The organism is Gluconobacter sp. P5H9_a (genome assembly GCF_018812085.1).
Classification (GTDB): Bacteria; Pseudomonadota; Alphaproteobacteria; order Acetobacterales; family Acetobacteraceae; genus Gluconobacter.
Map to the genome: position 1 here is coordinate 1 of NZ_JACRVW010000013.1, position 17,350 is coordinate 17,350.

Below are 17,350 nucleotides of genomic sequence, written 5' to 3' on the forward strand. Positions count from 1 at the left end.
TCCCTGGACGAACGGTCAGGTTGAGCGGATGAACCGGACAATCAAGGAAGCAACCGTCAAACGCTTCCATTACGACAGTCATGAGCAGTTGAGGACACACCTCAACGACTTCATGGCAGCCTATAATTTCGGGCGAAGGCTCAAGACCCTGAACGGTCTCACACCTTACGAATACGTCTGCAAAATCTGGACTTCAGAGCCAGAAAGATTCATCATCAATCCAACCCATCAAATCCCGGGACTAAACACCTAGCGTCAGGAAACGTAACAGATCACAGCAGGATGTGCGCCTCCTCGCGGCAGGAAAAAGTAATGCGTGCGGTGCTCGCCTATACCCCGAACTATTTTATGATTGTCGCAGCGACGCTGGGTGGCCGGGCGCAAACGAAAGTCTGCTTCTGAGACAGCCTCCAGCGAGCTAGAGCGTCGGACATGAGGCGTAAGCGGGTCTGCTGCTTCCGTCTACATTTCAGTCATCGGCAGCCCTTAAACTACGTGCAAAAGCGTAAGTTAAACCGTCTCCCCGACGATCGACGGAAAGCACCGTTATTCTATAATTTTGGTTTAAATTAATTGAATTATATCATTTACGACACGAGTTTGATCAATGACAATATTAGGACTTCCTGCTGCGAACTTAAAGGTACTGGTTACGTGCAATAAAGAGCCATAAAAAGTCCCTGTCGGATCATAAATATGATGCAATATTCTATCGACCGATGTTCCGGACGATTTCGAGCAAGTCACAATGATATCTAAGTTGGGCAATGATCCGAAATATGCTACATTTGTGTCGATTAATGTGCCGGTATCACCAGCGCTTGCAACGCCCACGGTATACGCGATACCATTTTTGGTGTAGGTCCCTACCGCGACAAAATCGCCCGTCGCCGGAATTCCCGATAAACCTCCGGTTGGAGTTGTGGGGGAATATCCGATGTAAGTAAAACTCGTTAGATAACTTGACGCAAATTCTCGGGCCGATCCAGTCTTATGAGAGTTTGTCGATCCTTTTATAAGAATTATTTTTGTCATTGTTATATTTGTCTTCCGAAATAAGAAAATAATACATTAAACCACATTCAATTTATATATCAAACGCAGCCACATAGTAACACACACTGATAGTGAGCTGTCTTCTCCTTAGCCGACCTTATGCACTCCCCGAGAGTTAGACGGTCCTGGGCGGAATACGCCAAACGTTGTAGCCGTCCGGCACAACCCACCCACCGCTCGATGGCGTTTTCTCCTTTGAGACCGACGCGCCGATCTCCCTATCTACATATGCATCTAGGTTATCGAGTTCGGTAAACACGTCCGCTTGGTCGCGGAGGCAGTACAAGCTGTCGGGTTTCATATAGCGATATTCAAAGCTGCTGTGCTGGTCGTTAAGGTAATCGACCAGTTTTGTGGCAGCCGGTAGAGAGAAGCTGTCGGCCTCACTGAGCTCAAGCAGCTTCTTTAGATTATGCCTCACAGCGCCACTGCGAAGCTCGGCCTCGGTGTGGCCGGTATTAGTCAGATATGCCTTCAGGTACAACTCAACAGCAAAGCCGAGCAGCATATGGTACGAGAGAATGAAGGTCGTATCGTCCGGAACTTGGAAGCGGCTAGGGTTCGTCATGATCAGGTATGCTGATTGAACGTAGCCCTTCGCGGTGCTGTAAGTGCGGATTGCGTCTGACATGTGCTTTCTCTGTCTGTGGAGCGAAATGCGCCCCAGCACTGGTGATAAGGGTCAAGCCTAAGCCGAAGGAGGGGACTGCCAATGCCTACTACTGCGCATTCCATGACGTAATGGATTAACGAACGGCGCGCAAACCGTCGGTGGACTGCTAGGATCGGCCCGGGTGCGTCGGAACGAGGGCAACGGGTCGATAGCTGTCATGAAAGTGCACGCCGTAAATTTCCGCTTGTTACCTTTTCCGGCCGAAACCAGACCTTCCGGCTACCCCCCAAGTCAGTCGCGAGCCAGAGGCAATCAGACTCCCTTTCCGCAAGCAGACTGTGTTCGTGCATGAGCGTCCGTGGACCATGTCTCGAAAGACCTTTTCTCGTCCTTTTTAGTTCTCCGTGCCCTATGTCCGATAATGCTAGTAGCTTTACGGACATAGGTTAACGCTCATAAGAAGCAAAACTGATATTTGAGCCCGAAGAAATCCTGGATTGCAGATTATGAGCGGCCAAGTGAGGAGAGGGGAGGTACAGAAAATTCTGGCCTCACAGAATTTGTGAACTCATGACGTCGCACTTAAATCCCAACATCCAATCGTAAATAACGGTATAAAGACAACTGCAGCCGGCTCGCCTAAGAGACCTAAAAAAACTGGCAGCTTTGGGGGGAAAGCGGTAGGTCCGCTATCGGCAATATAGTGGAGAAAAACTGACGGTAGTGCATCCGAACTCAGCGAAACCTCTGCAGCCACGCTTTCCGTGGAGCAGAGTTCGTCGGAAAATAAACCTTGATCCACGGACTACTCTGAGACTGCCAACTGGCTGCGAGTATCGTCTGATCCGTTTACCCGATTAAAAGCCGGACACCGAGAGCCGTGAAGAGCGCAACGGGCATTGCCACGGCACCAACCCTGAGAAATTGTAAAATCCCGACCTCTTCGCCTTCTCGACGGATCACCTGCAACCAGAGAATTGTGGCCAGAGATCCCGTTACGGAAAGGTTTGGGCCAAGATCCACGCCGATCAACAGGTTATCAATCACCAGTCGCGGGACATGCGCCTGCGCCACTGTCTCACTGGCAATTAATCCGGCAGGTAGGTTGTTCATGATGTTGGAGATAAAGGCCAAAAAAGCGCCAGCCCCCCAGGCGGCAGTGACAGGATCGCTTTTGGCGGCGTTCTGAAGCAGGTGGGCAAGCCCCCCTACCACTCCCGTACTTTCGACGGCGGCCACCAGAACAAACAGGCCGCCAACCAGCGGGAGAACGCCCCATGAAATATCCCGCATGAGCGCAATCGGCGATCGTCTTGCCAGGGTCGATACGCCCAATGCTGTCCCAATACCGGCGAGCGCTGTTGGCAAACCGAGAGGCAGATCAAAAGCGGACACCGTCACAAGCAGGAACGCGGTTAGCGCGATGCCGACAAAAGCCGCCTTGCCGCCCAGTGTTAACGAAATGGTTTCAACCTGAGAGGCGCAGTCCTGACGCAGATGTACCCGCTCCATAAGGCGCAAAACCAGATAGGTCGTCATGATCGCCAGGAGTGACGGGAGCGCGAATGACCTCATCCATGATCCCAACGCGGGGAGTGCGCCGTCATACAGAACCAGGTTCGCCGGATTGGAGACAGGCAGGACAAAGCTTGCCGCATTGGCGACGAGTGCGCAGGCAAACAACAGCGGAAGGGGATCAGCTTTTGCTTTCTTTGCCGCTGCGAACACGGCCGGTGTCAGCACAACAGCCGTCGCATCGTTGGACATGAACGTCGTCACCACGACACCAGCCAGATAGACCAGTGTGAACAGCTTTGCCGTTGAACCTGCGGCATGATTGACGGCCCAGGTCGCAATCCAGTCGAACAGCCCGTTTGCACGTGCCGTTTCACTGAGCAGCATCATGCCGATCAAAAACAGATAAACGTCGGCGCCTTTCAGAAGGCCGGCCTCCGCCATGGTCAGAGGAATCAGCCCCGTCAGCACAAGGGCTGCGGCCCCCATGACGGCCCATACCCACTCCGGGGTCCGGAACGGTCTGAGAATAACACCGGCCGTCGCCAGAACAGCGATCGTCCAGATCGCCTCTTGGTGAAAGGTCATGCCGACACCTGATCGGCAGATCGCATGGTCGATGCCGAGCCTATCCAGAGCCCCAGTGACAAGATCGCAAAACAGCCCAGACTATAAAACGCCACCGGATATCCCAGATCTTCGGCAAGCCATCCTCCCATAGCCGGGGACAGGCTTGCTCCAATGCCCTGTGCCGTCATGACGACACCCTGTCCGATATTGATCCGCCCGGTTCCGTTCAGCAGTCTGGCCACCAGACCCGGCACGGCGACACTCTGAAGCCCCGCACCGATCCCATCGAGGATCTGCACCGGCCACACTCCCCAATGCTGGATGAAACTTCCCGCGATCAAACCACGCAGCGGCAGGGCGGAAAACGATATCAGCAGAACGATCCAGTAACCACGGTCCCTGACGAAGCGTATGGCCAGCAGGCTCACGACGATCATCACAGCCTGTGCGACCATCACGGTCATCGCCGTAAACATGGCTGGATTACCTCTGCCTGCGCTGACGACCGCCATGCCGTACAGCGGGAGCATCGCAGCGTTTCCGAGATGGAAGAAACACAGACAACTCGCAAGAATGAGAAGAGGCTTGTGTCGCAGAAAGGATCGTAATCCCTCGGTTTTCCCCTCATCATGAGCGGGTTTATCGTCCAGTCCGCGGGCAGCCTTATGATCGATGGATTTTTCCGGGATCATGAGCACAGCAGAAATGGCGAACAGTCCGAAGGCGACTTCTAGAAAGAAAATCGCTGAGAGGCCAAACTGCCAACCCAGCCAGCCGGACAGTCCGGCCCCGGCCATATTGCCGGCATGATTCCAGGCCTGGTTATGGCCGATCTGKGTGTTAAAGCCTTTCTGGCGCACGATCCCAAGCGTTATTCCCGCCATGACCGGCCCGATTCCGGCGCCCGCCAGAGCTGTTGCAAGCTGACTGACTGTCACAACGGCTACGGATTGCGAACTCAGGAGAAGAAGAGAGGCAGAAATCGTGCAGAGTGCGGCCACAATCACGAGCAACCGCTTTTTCGTCGTGTAATCAATCAGTGCGCCCGCAGGAATGGTGGCAAGCATTCCGGCAATGCCGCCGACGGTCATCACCGTACCGATTGGACCCGTCTGCCAGCCGTGACGCTGAAGAAAAACGCCCAGAAAGGGCCCTATCCCCGCCTGGACGTCTGCCATGAAGAAATTGAGAGCGCATAAGGCGAGCAAGGCACGATTGAACCCTGGAATAGCTGGGGTTTCATCAGTAACGACTGTGGCAGTACGAGGCGGGGTCATCACGTTCTCTTCGTTCAGAAGCAAGCCTTAACTGCGTTCGAGAGAATAAGTTACAAAATTATTTTCCACTGCTTTCTTGGGAGTTTATTGTAATATTCGTTGCCGTTTATCCATCCTGATAAGTATTTTTAACACAAAAGTGACCTATTTATGAAAATATTTATTTGTTATTTAATATCATGGACAAGTATGCTAATATTTTTCGCAGTGTAAATCAGACGGGCAGTTCAGTTTGCTCAGCCTCTCGTGCCAAGCATTATCATAGAGTTCCCTGATACGCTTCTTCGGGGCGAACCGGCGTTAATGTCGTCACCTCAATAAAATAGCCACCTTTCGCTTTAAAATAGAAAGACCACGCGCCATGTGCGTTGCGTGGAGCCTGCACCTCCCAGCCATCGGCGCTTAGGCGCTCATAGATAGCATCGACGTCTTCGCGGGACTTCTGGATGAAACCAATGTGCAGGATGTCGAATTGCCTGGGATAATCGAAGCCTTCGAGCTTGTTGTCGAAATGATTAACGATCAGCACCAGCCCATCATTGTCCTGCAGGACGGCCATTTTGATCCCACGGACAACGAGAGTGCGTAGGCCGAAATACTGTTCGAACATTGTGCGATCAGCTTCAGTATCGTGGCTGTAGAGGTTGATATGGTTCAGCTTCATGACTGTGTCTTTCCGTTGGTGAGACGGACACGAGCCGATCGCAATCTGGACAAAGACGACCGACCACGGGCGAGACCTATCCTCGTCGTGTCCGGCCATGGCCAAGAACGGGTTTATTCGCTCAAGCGTGACTGTCTCTCCAGAGAGACCACAGGTTGTCACCATACCTGCATCGCTGTCTTTTTAGGCAAAAACGACTTTGCTGACACCAGCAGCAGCGGTCAAGCGACATCTTCAGTTATGTCTGCTTATGAGACGCCCACTGGACAACAGAAATGACCGACATGAGGCGACTGCCGCCTGTCTGCTCCTATATAACTGAGCGGACAGGCAGATCAGGGGGGGAAGCGGCATGTCTGCTAATCAAATATATGTTCCAAAAATCGGCATTCAGAGGCGCGGTGTCAAATGAACTCCTGCCATCATGCAGCGAACGGAGCCGCCGGCCAGTTCGATGGTTGGGACATCCAGCGACAAAAGCGTTGCCGAGCGTTCGATGATCCGGATCTGCTCTGGCCGCAGCGCCTTGAGGGCGCGTCGCGACAAGGCCAGAACGCGCCCCTGAGATCCTGAAAGCTCTAGAGCATTTCCTGCAAAGTCATTGATTTGGTTAAAGGACAGATCAATGATTTCACGACCATTTTCGGTCAGTCTTTTTCGCACTTCCTGACGACGGTGCAGGTTGCTGATTGTCTCCAGGCTGATCATTGCAAAGCTGGTGCCCACACACATCAGCACATTTGTATGATAGATGAGGCGCCCGACCTCATCTGCCGCATCAAAAACAATCGGTTCAAAGTTGAAATGGGTGCAGAAGCGCTCCATGGCGACTTCGTTGGTCCGGTTGGATTTAGCTGCATAGGCAATGCGGCTGATATGGTCGAGGACCATGGCCCCGGTCCCTTCGAGAGACAGGCCGTCCTGCTCCAGTCCGGAATAATCAATGACATCCTGAACGCGGTATTCGTGTTTGAGCATTTCGATGACATCTCCGCGCCGCTCACGGCGGCGGTTTGGAGAGAACATTGGGTAAATTGCAATATGGCCACCAGCGTGAGTGGAAAACCAGTTATTGGGAAAGACGGAATCCGGCGTTTCCTTGGTTTCGTCTTCGAACAGATGGACCTTCACACCAACCTGTTCCAGAGCTTCTGCCGCACGGGTGACTTCGGCATGCGCCTGTGCCGCGATTTCTGCAGTCGTACGCGTCCCGTCCCGCGTCTGAAAGACGTTATCCTGTTCCGTTTCCGGATTGGGATGGAAATGGTGCGGTCGGATCATGACCACCGCTCTCGGGGCCTGAACTGAGAAGGACGTCATGAGAATATTCCCCTGAAATGCTCTGGAATGACTGGTTCAGACCTGATTGAGAAGCCCAAAGAGATTACGAGGGTCTTCCGGCTCGGCCACAAGATCGATTTCTGTATAAAAATCTGTGCCCAGAATTTTGTCTCTAAGGTAACGCAGCGCAGAGAAATCCTCCGTGGCGAAACCCACCGAATCAAAGATCGTGATGTCCTGTTCGGAGCGGCGACCCTGAACTTCCCCGGTCATGACCTGCCAGAGTTCCGTCACGGGAAAATCTTCCGGCATCTGCTGGATTTCGCCTTCAATGCGGGTCTGCTCCGGATATTCCACGAAAACGCGTCCACGGTTCAGAAGCGCCGCCTGCAACTCGGTCTTTCCGGGGCAGTCACCACCGACGGCATTGATGTGAACACCCGCACCGATCATGTTGTCAGACAGGATCGTGGCCTTCAGTTTGTCAGCAGTCACGGTCGTGATGATATCAGCGCCCGCTACGGCATCCTGACTGCTGCTTGCGACCGTGATGTCGAGCCCACTGGCCTGCATGTTCCGACAGAATTTTTCCGAGGCGGCAGACTCCACATCGTAAACTCTGAGATGCGTAATGCCGCACAGCGCCTTGAAGGCCGTCGCCTGAAATTCAGACTGAGCGCCGAGACCGATGATGGCCATCACCCGGCTGTTGGGCCGGGCCAGGCAGCGAGCCGCCACTGCAGACGTCGCGGCCGTTCGCAGAGCGGTGAGCAAGGTCATTTCAGAAAGCATGAGCGGATAGCCGGACTGCACATCTGACAGCACACCGAATGCCGTAACGGTCTGGAGGCCTTTGCGCGTATTCCTGGGATGACCGTTAACATACTTGAAGCTGTAGAGCGCATCATCAGCCGTTGGCATCAGTTCAATCACACCATCGCGGGAATGGCTCGCCACGCGCGGCGTCTTGTCGAATTCCGGCCAACGGCAGAAGTCTTCTTCGACATAAGTGGCCAGTTCCGTCAGAAATGTTTCTACCCCAACCGAACGTATCAGCTGGATAAGGTTTTCGACGCCGACATACTGGACCATGATCTCTCCTGCTTTCTGCTGTGGGATAATGGTGCCTTCACGATATGCTGGTGAACATGATCAATATGTTATAAAACATGAAAAAAATCAGTCATATTGCTCGATAGTATATGGCATAATAACGTATGTATATTTTTGACGACCTTGATCGTACCCTTATCTCCATTCTGCGTGAGGATGGACGGGCACCTGTCGCCAAGCTTGCATCCATCATCGGCGTATCACGCGCGACTGTTCAGGCGCGGCTGGATCGCCTGTTGGAAAATGGCTCCATTTTAGGGTTTACCGTTCGAGCGCGTGAACATCACGACGACATCAGGGCCATTATGCTGATTGAGGTTGCAGGAAAATCGACCACCTCAGTGATCCGCGCCCTGCGGTCCATTCCGGAGCTCTATACGCTTCACACAACGAATGGTGCCTGGGATCTTATTGCGGAAATTCGGACAGATACCCTTCAGAATTTTGATCGTGTTCTGAGGGAAGTTCGTATGACCGATGGTATTCTCAATTCAGAGACCAGTTTAATGCTCAGTTCCATTTAGGATTAGAACTCGTTCTTTGAGATAGAAAATGAACCTTGCGGCAATTTGGATTGCGGACATGTTTTCGGTGAGATATCGCTTTATTGCACAGATGCTAATCGTAAGCCGACGCGGTCCATCACTCATCGCCGATAAAGGCTGAGAACTCGGACGCAAAGTTCACGCCGTTTCCCTACAGGAGGCCACGTCGTCGGCCATTGTGCTGATTGCCGTCCCATGGTCGGACGTGGCGCATGCGCTCAACGATCTACCGCTCTGGAATGGCCGGGTCCTGATCGACTGCACAAACCCCCTCGTCGGGGGGCTGAACCACGCCGGGGTTGGTGAAGACCATAGTTTGCACGTCGTTCGGCCATGTCAGCTTTCCGGAACCCGGAAGTACGATTTTGACGTCTGAGATGGAGGCGAAACCGGTCCTGCGGCTTCCGCCCTCTTTGCGGAAATACGGTGTTCTGAACAGCGTCAGCATAGCAGACATAAGCAACACGATCTCTCACGTCTGAGTTGGGCCGGGAGTGGACTGACGGTTTTTCGAACAACAAACAGGCTTTTTCAACTCCAGATCGCGTGCAGAATCATGTGAAGGCCTATGAAACTGGTATAGGTGTTCGACAGACCGAGTAGGCTCAGGACCCATTAATCAGCTTGCGGGTGCTGTTCCATTCCTGATTCAGGCTCCTAACCGGATGAGGCATAATGAGCAATCTTTCTTGGCTGACCAACGAGCAGATGGCGCGGCTGCAGCCGTTCTTTCCCCAAGAGACATAGCAGGCCGCGGGTCGATAACCGGCGCGTGCTGAGCAGCCTGCATGCTTGCCGACCGGGGCTATGACGCGGATTTGCGCCGGTGGCAACTGGGTGCTACCCTCAGTCAATTCAAATATTTTCAAACACCTCTGTAAATAAAAATGCGATAAAGACATGCATATTGAGCAGATTAAAATTGAAAATTTCCGATTATTGCAGGAATGCTGCATTGATATGCGAGAAAAAACGACTTTGCTCGTAGGAAAGAACAATACGGGCAAGACATCATTCGCCGTATTGCTCGAAAAATTTCTCGAACGACCGGACACGTTTTCATTCACCGATTTCCCACTAAGTCTGCGCGAAGCCATTTTCAAAATAAACGCTGAGACGAACATCGAAGAACTCGCGATAAGAATGGTTCTTAGAATTTCCTATACCGAGGCAGATGATCTCGGAATTCTATCCGAGTTTATGCTGGACCTCGATCCAGAAAGGCGGCACACGAGCATCCTCCTCGAGTGCACCATTGATAAGAAAAAGCTTCTTCGTGTTCTTCCCGCAGACGAAAAAGAACGCAAGAAGTTCATCGAAAATAACCTCTCAGGAAAATTTCTCGACGTAAAAGTTTATGCATTTGACGATTACGGACATGTCGGTGAACAAGCGTACTACATGTCTCACCGTAATCAGCTTGAGGAGAAGGAGCGCACCAGCCTTCGTGCCCTCCTAAATTTCCAAGTCATTCACGCCCGTCGCAACGTTGCAAGCTCAGAGGATGCCGGGCGCGGTTCAAAGCCGCTTTCTGCCATATCAACCAAGTTCTTCCGTAAGCGAGATATTGAGGCAGATGCTGATGAATTGAGCGAAGAGGACGCCAGCGCAGATAAGCCGGGTGCTGGGAGCATAGAAAAGCTTAGATCAATTTTAGCTGATATCGACACGCGACTGGGCGAGCAGTATGCAGAGGTTTTCGGTAGTTTTCTAAAAAATTCGCGCGATTTTCTAGACCTCGGCGACTTGAAAGTGGTCTCCAACATCCAGTCGCAGTCTCTTATCGAGAGTTCATCGCAGGTCATCTATGGCGACACAGATAACTTTCTTCCAGAGCACTATAGCGGTCTTGGCTATCTGAATATCCTGTATCTGCTCCTGCAAATCGAACTTTGCCGCGACGACTTTTCAAGGCGGAATGCGCCGTTGAACCTTCTGTTGATTGAGGAACCCGAGGCTCACACGCATCCGCAGATGCAATATGTGTTTGCAGACAAAATCCATGGCCTTGTATCAGCCATACCTAGCCTACAGGCTCTCGTAACTACGCATTCCTCTCATATCGTATCGAAATCTGACTTCGAGGACATTCGTTATTTATCGAGATTGTCTGCCACAGGACCGGTCTCTATCAAGAATTTCCACACCGATCTCAGCAAGGAATACGATAAGCTTGGTGCAGACGGAAAAGCGCTTTTCAAGTTTTTGAAGCAGTATCTTACCATAAATTCGGCAGAGCTGTTTTTTGCCAATAAGGCAATTTTCATCGAGGGTACAACTGAACGCATTCTCCTACCATTGTTTATTGAGAGGCACGATAAAGAGAACGACGAGGCGGCCGAGACAGGTGGCCTGTCTTCTCAGAACATCTCGGTGCTGGAGGTTGGTGCGAACGCGCGAGCGTTCGCACCATTCCTTAAGTTCATCGGTGTCCGTACTCTAATCATTACAGATATCGACACGACCAAACCCATACCCAATGAAAAGACCGGTAAACCGAGCTATCAAGCGCATAAAGTCGAAGGCTCCACGCACACTTCGAATGAGACTCTCAAACACTTCCTTTCGGCACCGGCCATTGACAACGTCGAGGATTACCAAAAATGGCACAAGCGTCTGCTGAGTGGCGAAGTTGCATCCAATGACGGGCAAATCAAGCTTGCCTACCAAATGGAAGAGAACGACTATCACGCAAGAAGCTTCGAAGACGCCTTCATCGCAAAGAACTTTGAGAAAATAAAAAATAAAAAAGATGACTTGGAAGGACTCAAAAACGTCCAGGACATCGAGAGTTTTGATGGGAGCGATTATTACGCTCTCACCGAAAGAATTCTAAGTAAGAAATCTGATTTCGCGGGATCGCTTCTATATGTAGCGTTGGTTGAAGGCGAAACCTGGGAAACTCCCGAATATATAATGGATGGTCTGAAATGGATTCACAGAAATTGAATCCGGTAGATCGGATTGCGAAACTCGTTCTCGATGGTGAGAATTTTATCCTTCAGGGCGGCGCGGGAAGCGGCAAAACCGAGAGCCTGAAAAGAGTTGTCCAAAAAGTGCTCTCTGTCGATCAGAAGCTCAAAATTGCATGCATAACGCATACGAATAAAGCTGCCGACGAGATGGCCGAGCGTATTTCGGCTGATATTAAAGTCTCAACCATCCACTCGTTTCTGGGCGGAATAATCTCGCCATACAAGCGAAACATTCAGTATGTTTTTCCAACTTTGTTCGAGCTCTCCTTTTTTATTGGCTTGGGGGATGAACACTATGGCGGAGACGAAAAGCTTAGAAAGTCTGAGGAACATGGGCGTTATAAGAAGGCCTACGAGAAATTGGAGATCCGCCGCCAAACAGTTCTTGGCGAATTAACTCCGAAGGTAACCGGGAAGCGGGATTACGATAAGGCCCCGGAGGCGTGTATTGCGCAGATGAACCAATTGATCGGTGAGCTGAACCAAGAAATACGCGCCAAACTGTCATCTCGAAAAGCCGATGAATTCTTTTACAATGAAACGAAATTTGACAACTTCAATGAACCATCATTCGGGCATGACGGCTTGATCGCTATTGCCTGCAAGATGTTCGACGAGTTCCCGGTATTAGGCAAAATTGTTTCGGACCGGTATGATTGTATCTTCATTGATGAGTATCAGGATACGAACGCGGATGTTATTCGCGTTTTGCTCCGCTGCCTACCCAAGCCATCAAGAACAATCATTGGCTTGTTTGGAGATTCCGAGCAAGCAATTTACTCAGACGGCATAGGGAATGCTCGAGAGCACATTGATGCGAAGGAAGTCGTTCTTGTGGAGAAGGACGACAATTACCGTTGCTCCCAGCAGGTCATAACCTTCGCTAATCAATTTCGCACAGACGGATTGAAGCAAGAGGTAGCTCTAAAAACGCTCGATGACGGAACGATTGAAACCCCTGAGAGCCGCGAGGGCGGCGTAACTCTGCTGTATGATTTCGCTCCAGATAAAGTAGACACGGGCGATAGACTACAAGATCGGAAAACTAATTCCGCGTTGGTTCGTGAAGCGCTCGATGATCTAGTTGGAAGGGTAAGCCAAGACTTTCCGGGCTACGTCCAGTTAAAACTCACGAACAAATCGATTGCCAACGATGTGGGTTTCGGACAGCTCTATCAGATATTTGACGATCGGTACTCGGAGCCTAGAGACCGAATGCGCAAAACGCTCGATAGATTGCAATTTGATGAAATAGTCAGTTTGACGAGATTGCATCAGAGCCTGCCTGGGGACAGGCGCTCATACAATCGCTTGATCACCGCTCTTCGAAAGCGCGGATTTTCGATTTCCTCGGTCTCTGACAAAACCAAGCTGGACGAGATGCTACGTGCATTCACAGCTAGGGACCTTTCCGTTCACAAGGCGTTGGAATTTGCAGCGAAAGTTGGGTTGATCAGAATTTCAGAAAGCCACGCAGCTTTCTTAATGCTCCGTGACAAGCTGTTGGTACGTCTTAAGGGTGATCCCGTATTCGAGGCTTTTGAAGCGCTACATAGCAGTGGCTACCGAACTAAACCGCAGATGCTCAAGGAAATTAACACTACGCCGAAAGAGAACCTGGATTCCGATTTAATTGAGACCGAATACGACGACCGAGTCAACGAACTCAAGCAAAAGACATTCTTCACCGCATTGTTTTCAGACGAACTTCGCTTTGATGAAGTATTGTCGTTCTATGACTATGAGGAAAATGATGGCGGTTTCGCCACGATGCATAAGACGAAAGGGACTGGGATAGAGAACGTTCTGCTCGTAATAGACGAGTACGGATGGACGACGGAATACGATTTTGTGAATTGTTTTATGGATGAGGCCCCATCTACGAAAAGGGATATTGCGTCGCGAAAGCTTCTATACGTGGCCGCCTCCCGGACGAAAAAGAACTTGGTGTGCGTCAGATTAATGAATGATCAGGCAGAGATGGACCGTATATCCCCATATTTTCCAGATGCCATTCAAGTGAAGTCAGGATTGAGTTAGTTAGGGTGGTTTCCGCTCTATCCACCAACCTGAGACCCATGTTTCTACCGGTTAAGTGCGGAGCCTTTCGGTTACTGCACTGAACCCGAAGTTTAGATACTTTGTAATTCAACTCTACAATAGTCATTCTAAATGTGGTTTTAAGCTAATTGTAGCTTTCATAAGACCTTCTGACGTGCCTCCACAAAAATTGTCGTTCTGAGCTGGAAATTTCCAATTTTAATCTTAACTCGGAACAAGGGGGGCAAAGGAAGTATGCCCGCTTTCAGGACCTGCATCAGTAGCTTTGAATGACCGAAATGGGCGCATAGGGGTCCCAAGCACCATGCATGTGAATGGCAGCTTCTTACTCACCTACGTCCGCCAGCGGACATTCCGTTCGTCCCCCTGATCTACCTGTCTGCTTAGTGATGCAGGAGCAGACAGGCAGCAGTCGCCTACATAGCCGACATTTGGCTCAGAAAATTCATCTTCTAACAGCTGCCACAGTATATCGGAAATATTATCCGTCTGTTGATCGAGTTAATTCCTCCCAGTCCGCGATTTCCTTTTCCAGACGAGAAAGACGTTCACGAACCAGGCGCAGAGCATCGCTGCCCAGAAGGAGTTGCGGTGGAGGTGTGTCTGACGCAAGGAGTTGAAGCACTGCCGCGGCAAGTCTTGCAGGATCACCCAACTGCTTACCGTTCTTCTCGTGTCGTGCAGTCCGGATCGGGTCGAACAGGGTATCGTAGTCCCCGATCGAGCGCTCGGTCCTGACCATTGAACGCCCGGCCCAGTCCGTGCGGAATGATCCAGGGCATAGCGCCGTAACATGAACGCCGAAAGGCGCCATTTCCGCGCGCATGACGTCCGAAATGCCCTGCAAAGCGAATTTGCTGCCACAGTAAGACGCCAGGCCCGGCATTGTGATCAGACCACCCATTGATGTCACGTTCACAATAAACCCGCTGCGGCGTTCGCGAAAACGCGGCAGGAAGGCTTTAGCAATCACAACAGCTCCGAAGACATTGACGTCGAACTGGCGGCGCATTTCTTCGAGAGGAGATTCCTCCAGAACCCCTTCATGCCCATAACCGGCATTGTTGATGAGTACGTCAACCGGACCATGGCCTTGCTCTGCCTGTGCGACGATGGCGGGGATACGGTCGAAGTCAGTGACGTCACACAGGACCACGCGAACATCCGGCAGTTGCTCCAGCAAGGACGCTCTTGCGGTTTGCGATCGGACTGTACCAATCACCCGATGACCTGCCTCAAGGGCAGCCTGGGCAATCGCCAAACCAAATCCCGAATTGGCACCCGTGATAAAGAAGGTTTTCTGTGGCATGGCTCTGCTCGACTGGATTTCGTTCATACCTTGACCAATAATAGCGTATTATCCAGCGCTATACTGCGATTTCTCTAATATCCTTGCCTGATCCTATGAATTATCAATCAGATACCTCTTCGCTCCTCGCCTTGGCTGCGGAACTCGCACCGCGATCTGGCTATAACGCCACGTCTCTGCCGAATGTCCGTATCCTGCGTTCCGAGACTATTCTTGAAGATGTTCCGGTCCTTTATCGGCCTGGGGCGGTTTTCGTCCTGCAGGGGTTCAAGCAGGGTTTCCTCAATGGCGAGATCTACCGATATGATGCCGAGCATTATCTTGCCGTTTCGGTCCCTGTGCCTTTCCGGATGGCTTCGCAGGCTAGCCCTGATCAGCCTCTGCTCGCCATTTACTTTGATTTTGACCTGCATCTTGCTGCTGAAATAGCGACCACACTGAATGGACAAGCCGGTCATGACGAAAAAATGCCGGCACGAAGTCTGGTTTCAAGTCGAATGGCACCCACCATGACGGATGTACTCCAACGCCTGCTCCATGCTCTCCACCACCCACAGGAACTCGCTATTCTCGGCCCGGGGCTATTGCGTGAATTGCATTACCGCATCCTGGTCGGGCCACAAGGCGGATCGCTGATGGCAGCGTTGCGTCGTAATGGCACGACAGACAGGATCGTGCAGAGTCTGACGCTGATCCGCGAACGCTACAAAGAAGGGCTATCGGTTTCGGAACTCGCTGTAACAGCTGGTATGAGCGTTCCGTCATATCACGTCGGCTTTAAGTCCCTCACCGGGAACACCCCGATCCAATATCTCAAAGCGCTGCGGCTGCACGAAGCAAGGCTGATGATCGCACGACGTCAGGGAACACTTGCAACAATCGCCGCCGAAGTCGGCTATGCCAGTCCTGCCCAGTTCAGCCGGGATTTCAAACGCCATTTTCATCGCACTCCAAGTGAGGAGGCCAAATGGATGCGAGAACATCTGGGGGAGCCGATACAGGCTTGACGCGAAAATTTTGCGCCCTCCATAGGCTGATTGCTTAGCTGACAGGCAGTAACCGCCTCAAGTCGGACGTAAATGAGTGGTCTTTTTCTTCTCCAAAGCCGACGCAATTTCTTGGGCGCAATTAGTATTCGCCAATCCGGGGCGGTTAACTCGCCGCAAAGGTTACCTCAGAGAATGAGGGACAATACATCTAAAGATGCAAACGTGAGTACTACTCGCCCAAGTGAACAGATAGCCCGTTCGCACAGTTGGCCGGCCCGTCAGAAAAACCAACGTAGATAGTCGCTGACGAATACTTTTTCTTATACCCCCAGCCTTGCGGGGGCGGTGGATCGGCAGTGTCTATAAAAATATGTTTATTAGTAAATTTATAATACTTTTTCACGCTGTCTCTTTCAAGGCAGCGGCCTTCATCGCGGCTACTCAGGCGCAGATAAACCATACCATGCCGCCCAAGTGTGAACGGACGTACTTCGATTCCGTGAATTATGTAGGCATCCTGTGTGCGGATACTGGTCTCTATCTCACCTCCGTGCCGAAGCTTCTGTTGGAGCGGAGGTGAGAAAATATTCGCAAGTCGGGGAGCAGGTTTCTCCATTTCAGTACGTATGGCGTCGAAAACCTCAAACAAGGTTCCATTGCAGCTACGAGCGTTACAGGAAATCTGCTTGGGTGTCTGAGAGACGGCACTGCTTGGCAGGATTAGAATAGTCATCAAGCACGGGATCAACTTCATTTTACTCAGCGTCCGCTCGCTCTATTGCGACAATCCTGATGCTCTTACGGGCGAGACGCCGTGTCAACATCGCAACAAAACGTCTTCTTCGAATGAAATTTGTCCAAAAGCAGACGGACCGCTTCCCCCCCAAGTCAGTCGCGAGCCAAAGACGATCAGACTGTCTTTCCCGGAGGCGCCTTTGTTCATAGACAAAGGTTTGTGGAACACGCCTCGAAGAGAGCTTTGCTGGTTGTTTTTGGTGCTCCACCCCTATGTCCGATAATAGAAATTAACGGACATAGGGGGTGAGGAGGGGAGCTATTTTCAGAAAAAGGCGGAGAATTACCTTTTGGACGAATTGGGGTAACTTAATGCCAAGATCGTAAGAATTTTGGTGCGCGCGTCACATAGAAGCTTTTCTGCTATACCCGCCATTATCCGGCTTTTTTTTTAGTACGGTAAGAGGATATTATCACGTGTTACAATGACAAAAGACAGTCCCAGAAGTTCCGTAGAAGAGGGCTAAAAAGAGCTTAGGTGTTTAGTCCCGTGTTTTGATGATGGTTTGGCGTCTTTCTGAAGTATTATTGTAGTACGTGTGACTTGCATTTGACGTGAGGTCGCTTACCATCCAAAATAAGGAATG

13 protein-coding genes and 1 pseudogene are annotated in these 17,350 nt (G+C 51.2%); 6 read left to right on the forward strand and 8 right to left on the reverse strand.

Going from position 1 to position 17,350, the window contains the following annotated elements:
- The coding region (locus KP708_RS11655) for an integrase core domain-containing protein (protein WP_215757186.1) at positions 1 to 253 on the forward strand (253 nt) is incomplete at its 5' end.
- Between the two features lie 918 nt (positions 254 to 1,171).
- Here the strand turns inward: KP708_RS11655 and KP708_RS11660 are convergent.
- The 6 genes from KP708_RS11660 to KP708_RS11685 all read right to left on the reverse strand — a co-directional run bounded on the left by KP708_RS11660 (position 1,172) and on the right by KP708_RS11685 (position 8,068).
- Positions 1,172 to 1,687 carry a hypothetical protein gene (locus KP708_RS11660; protein ID WP_010505543.1) on the reverse strand — a complete coding sequence of 172 codons (516 nt, stop codon included), beginning with the start codon at positions 1,685 to 1,687 and terminating at the stop codon, positions 1,172 to 1,174.
- A gap of 831 nt (positions 1,688 to 2,518) precedes the next feature.
- On the reverse strand, positions 2,519 to 3,772 hold the full coding sequence (locus tag KP708_RS11665) for an arsenic transporter (RefSeq protein ID WP_010505541.1): 1,254 nt from the start codon (positions 3,770 to 3,772) through the stop codon (positions 2,519 to 2,521).
- Positions 3,769 to 5,031: an MFS transporter gene (locus KP708_RS11670; protein WP_010505540.1), complete on the reverse strand. Its 1,263-nt coding sequence runs from the start codon at positions 5,029 to 5,031 to the stop codon at positions 3,769 to 3,771. The genes KP708_RS11665 and KP708_RS11670 overlap by 4 nt, the downstream gene beginning before the upstream one ends.
- Positions 5,032 to 5,290: 259 nt before the next feature.
- Positions 5,291 to 5,695, reverse strand: a complete 405-nt coding sequence (locus tag KP708_RS11675) for a VOC family protein (RefSeq protein ID WP_059431507.1) — start codon at positions 5,693 to 5,695, stop codon at positions 5,291 to 5,293.
- Between the two features lie 390 nt (positions 5,696 to 6,085).
- Positions 6,086 to 7,015, reverse strand: a complete 930-nt coding sequence (gene ctlX / locus KP708_RS11680) for a citrulline utilization hydrolase CtlX (RefSeq protein ID WP_010505575.1) — start codon at positions 7,013 to 7,015, stop codon at positions 6,086 to 6,088.
- Positions 7,016 to 7,051: 36 nt separating this feature from the next.
- Positions 7,052 to 8,068: an ornithine cyclodeaminase gene (locus KP708_RS11685; RefSeq protein ID WP_010505573.1), complete on the reverse strand. Its 1,017-nt coding sequence runs from the start codon at positions 8,066 to 8,068 to the stop codon at positions 7,052 to 7,054.
- A gap of 125 nt (positions 8,069 to 8,193) precedes the next feature.
- Between KP708_RS11685 and KP708_RS11690 the strand changes: the two genes are divergently transcribed.
- Positions 8,194 to 8,613, forward strand: coding sequence for an Lrp/AsnC family transcriptional regulator (locus KP708_RS11690; RefSeq protein ID WP_010505571.1), 420 nt, complete (start codon positions 8,194 to 8,196; stop codon positions 8,611 to 8,613).
- Between the two features lie 247 nt (positions 8,614 to 8,860).
- On the opposite strand, the gene KP708_RS15810 is transcribed toward KP708_RS11690, so the two are convergent.
- The gene (locus KP708_RS15810; RefSeq protein ID WP_226993320.1) at positions 8,861 to 9,100 is read right to left on the reverse strand and encodes a hypothetical protein; all 240 of its coding nucleotides are present in this window, start codon (positions 9,098 to 9,100) and stop codon (positions 8,861 to 8,863) included.
- Positions 9,101 to 9,309: 209 nt separating this feature from the next.
- Between KP708_RS15810 and KP708_RS11700 the strand changes: the two are divergent.
- The 3 genes and pseudogenes from KP708_RS11700 to KP708_RS11710 form a co-directional block, all read left to right on the forward strand.
- A pseudogene (locus tag KP708_RS11700) lies at positions 9,310 to 9,421 on the forward strand (transposase); the annotation flags it as partial.
- A gap of 113 nt (positions 9,422 to 9,534) precedes the next feature.
- Complete coding sequence (locus KP708_RS11705; RefSeq protein WP_010505569.1) at positions 9,535 to 11,583, forward strand: ATP-dependent endonuclease; 2,049 nt, start codon at positions 9,535 to 9,537, stop codon at positions 11,581 to 11,583.
- Positions 11,565 to 13,649, forward strand: coding sequence for a UvrD-helicase domain-containing protein (locus tag KP708_RS11710; RefSeq protein ID WP_010505568.1), 2,085 nt, complete (start codon positions 11,565 to 11,567; stop codon positions 13,647 to 13,649). The genes KP708_RS11705 and KP708_RS11710 overlap by 19 nt, the downstream gene beginning before the upstream one ends.
- 502 nt (positions 13,650 to 14,151) lie before the next feature.
- On the opposite strand, the gene KP708_RS11715 is transcribed toward KP708_RS11710, so the two are convergent.
- Positions 14,152 to 14,979 carry an oxidoreductase gene (locus KP708_RS11715; RefSeq protein ID WP_010505567.1) on the reverse strand — a complete coding sequence of 276 codons (828 nt, stop codon included), beginning with the start codon at positions 14,977 to 14,979 and terminating at the stop codon, positions 14,152 to 14,154.
- 95 nt (positions 14,980 to 15,074) lie between these two features.
- Between KP708_RS11715 and KP708_RS11720 the strand changes: the two genes are divergently transcribed.
- Positions 15,075 to 15,986 carry an AraC family transcriptional regulator gene (locus KP708_RS11720; RefSeq protein ID WP_010505566.1) on the forward strand — a complete coding sequence of 304 codons (912 nt, stop codon included), beginning with the start codon at positions 15,075 to 15,077 and terminating at the stop codon, positions 15,984 to 15,986.
- Positions 15,987 to 17,350: the final 1,364 nt, after the last annotated feature.

Coding starts and splice junctions, on each gene's coding strand:
- ctlX (WP_010505575.1), bottom strand. CDS start 7,015: ATGACGTCCTTCTCAGTTCAGGCCCCGAGAGCGGTGGTCATGATCCGA.
- KP708_RS11690 (WP_010505571.1), top strand. CDS start 8,194: ATGTATATTTTTGACGACCTTGATCGTACCCTTATCTCCATTCTGCGT.
- KP708_RS11675 (WP_059431507.1), bottom strand. CDS start 5,695: ATGAAGCTGAACCATATCAACCTCTACAGCCACGATACTGAAGCTGAT.
- KP708_RS11660 (WP_010505543.1), bottom strand. CDS start 1,687: ATGTCAGACGCAATCCGCACTTACAGCACCGCGAAGGGCTACGTTCAA.
- KP708_RS11665 (WP_010505541.1), bottom strand. CDS start 3,772: ATGACCTTTCACCAAGAGGCGATCTGGACGATCGCTGTTCTGGCGACG.
- KP708_RS11710 (WP_010505568.1), top strand. CDS start 11,565: ATGGATTCACAGAAATTGAATCCGGTAGATCGGATTGCGAAACTCGTT.
- KP708_RS11720 (WP_010505566.1), top strand. CDS start 15,075: ATGAATTATCAATCAGATACCTCTTCGCTCCTCGCCTTGGCTGCGGAA.
- KP708_RS11685 (WP_010505573.1), bottom strand. CDS start 8,068: ATGGTCCAGTATGTCGGCGTCGAAAACCTTATCCAGCTGATACGTTCG.
- KP708_RS11715 (WP_010505567.1), bottom strand. CDS start 14,979: ATGCCACAGAAAACCTTCTTTATCACGGGTGCCAATTCGGGATTTGGT.
- KP708_RS11705 (WP_010505569.1), top strand. CDS start 9,535: ATGCATATTGAGCAGATTAAAATTGAAAATTTCCGATTATTGCAGGAA.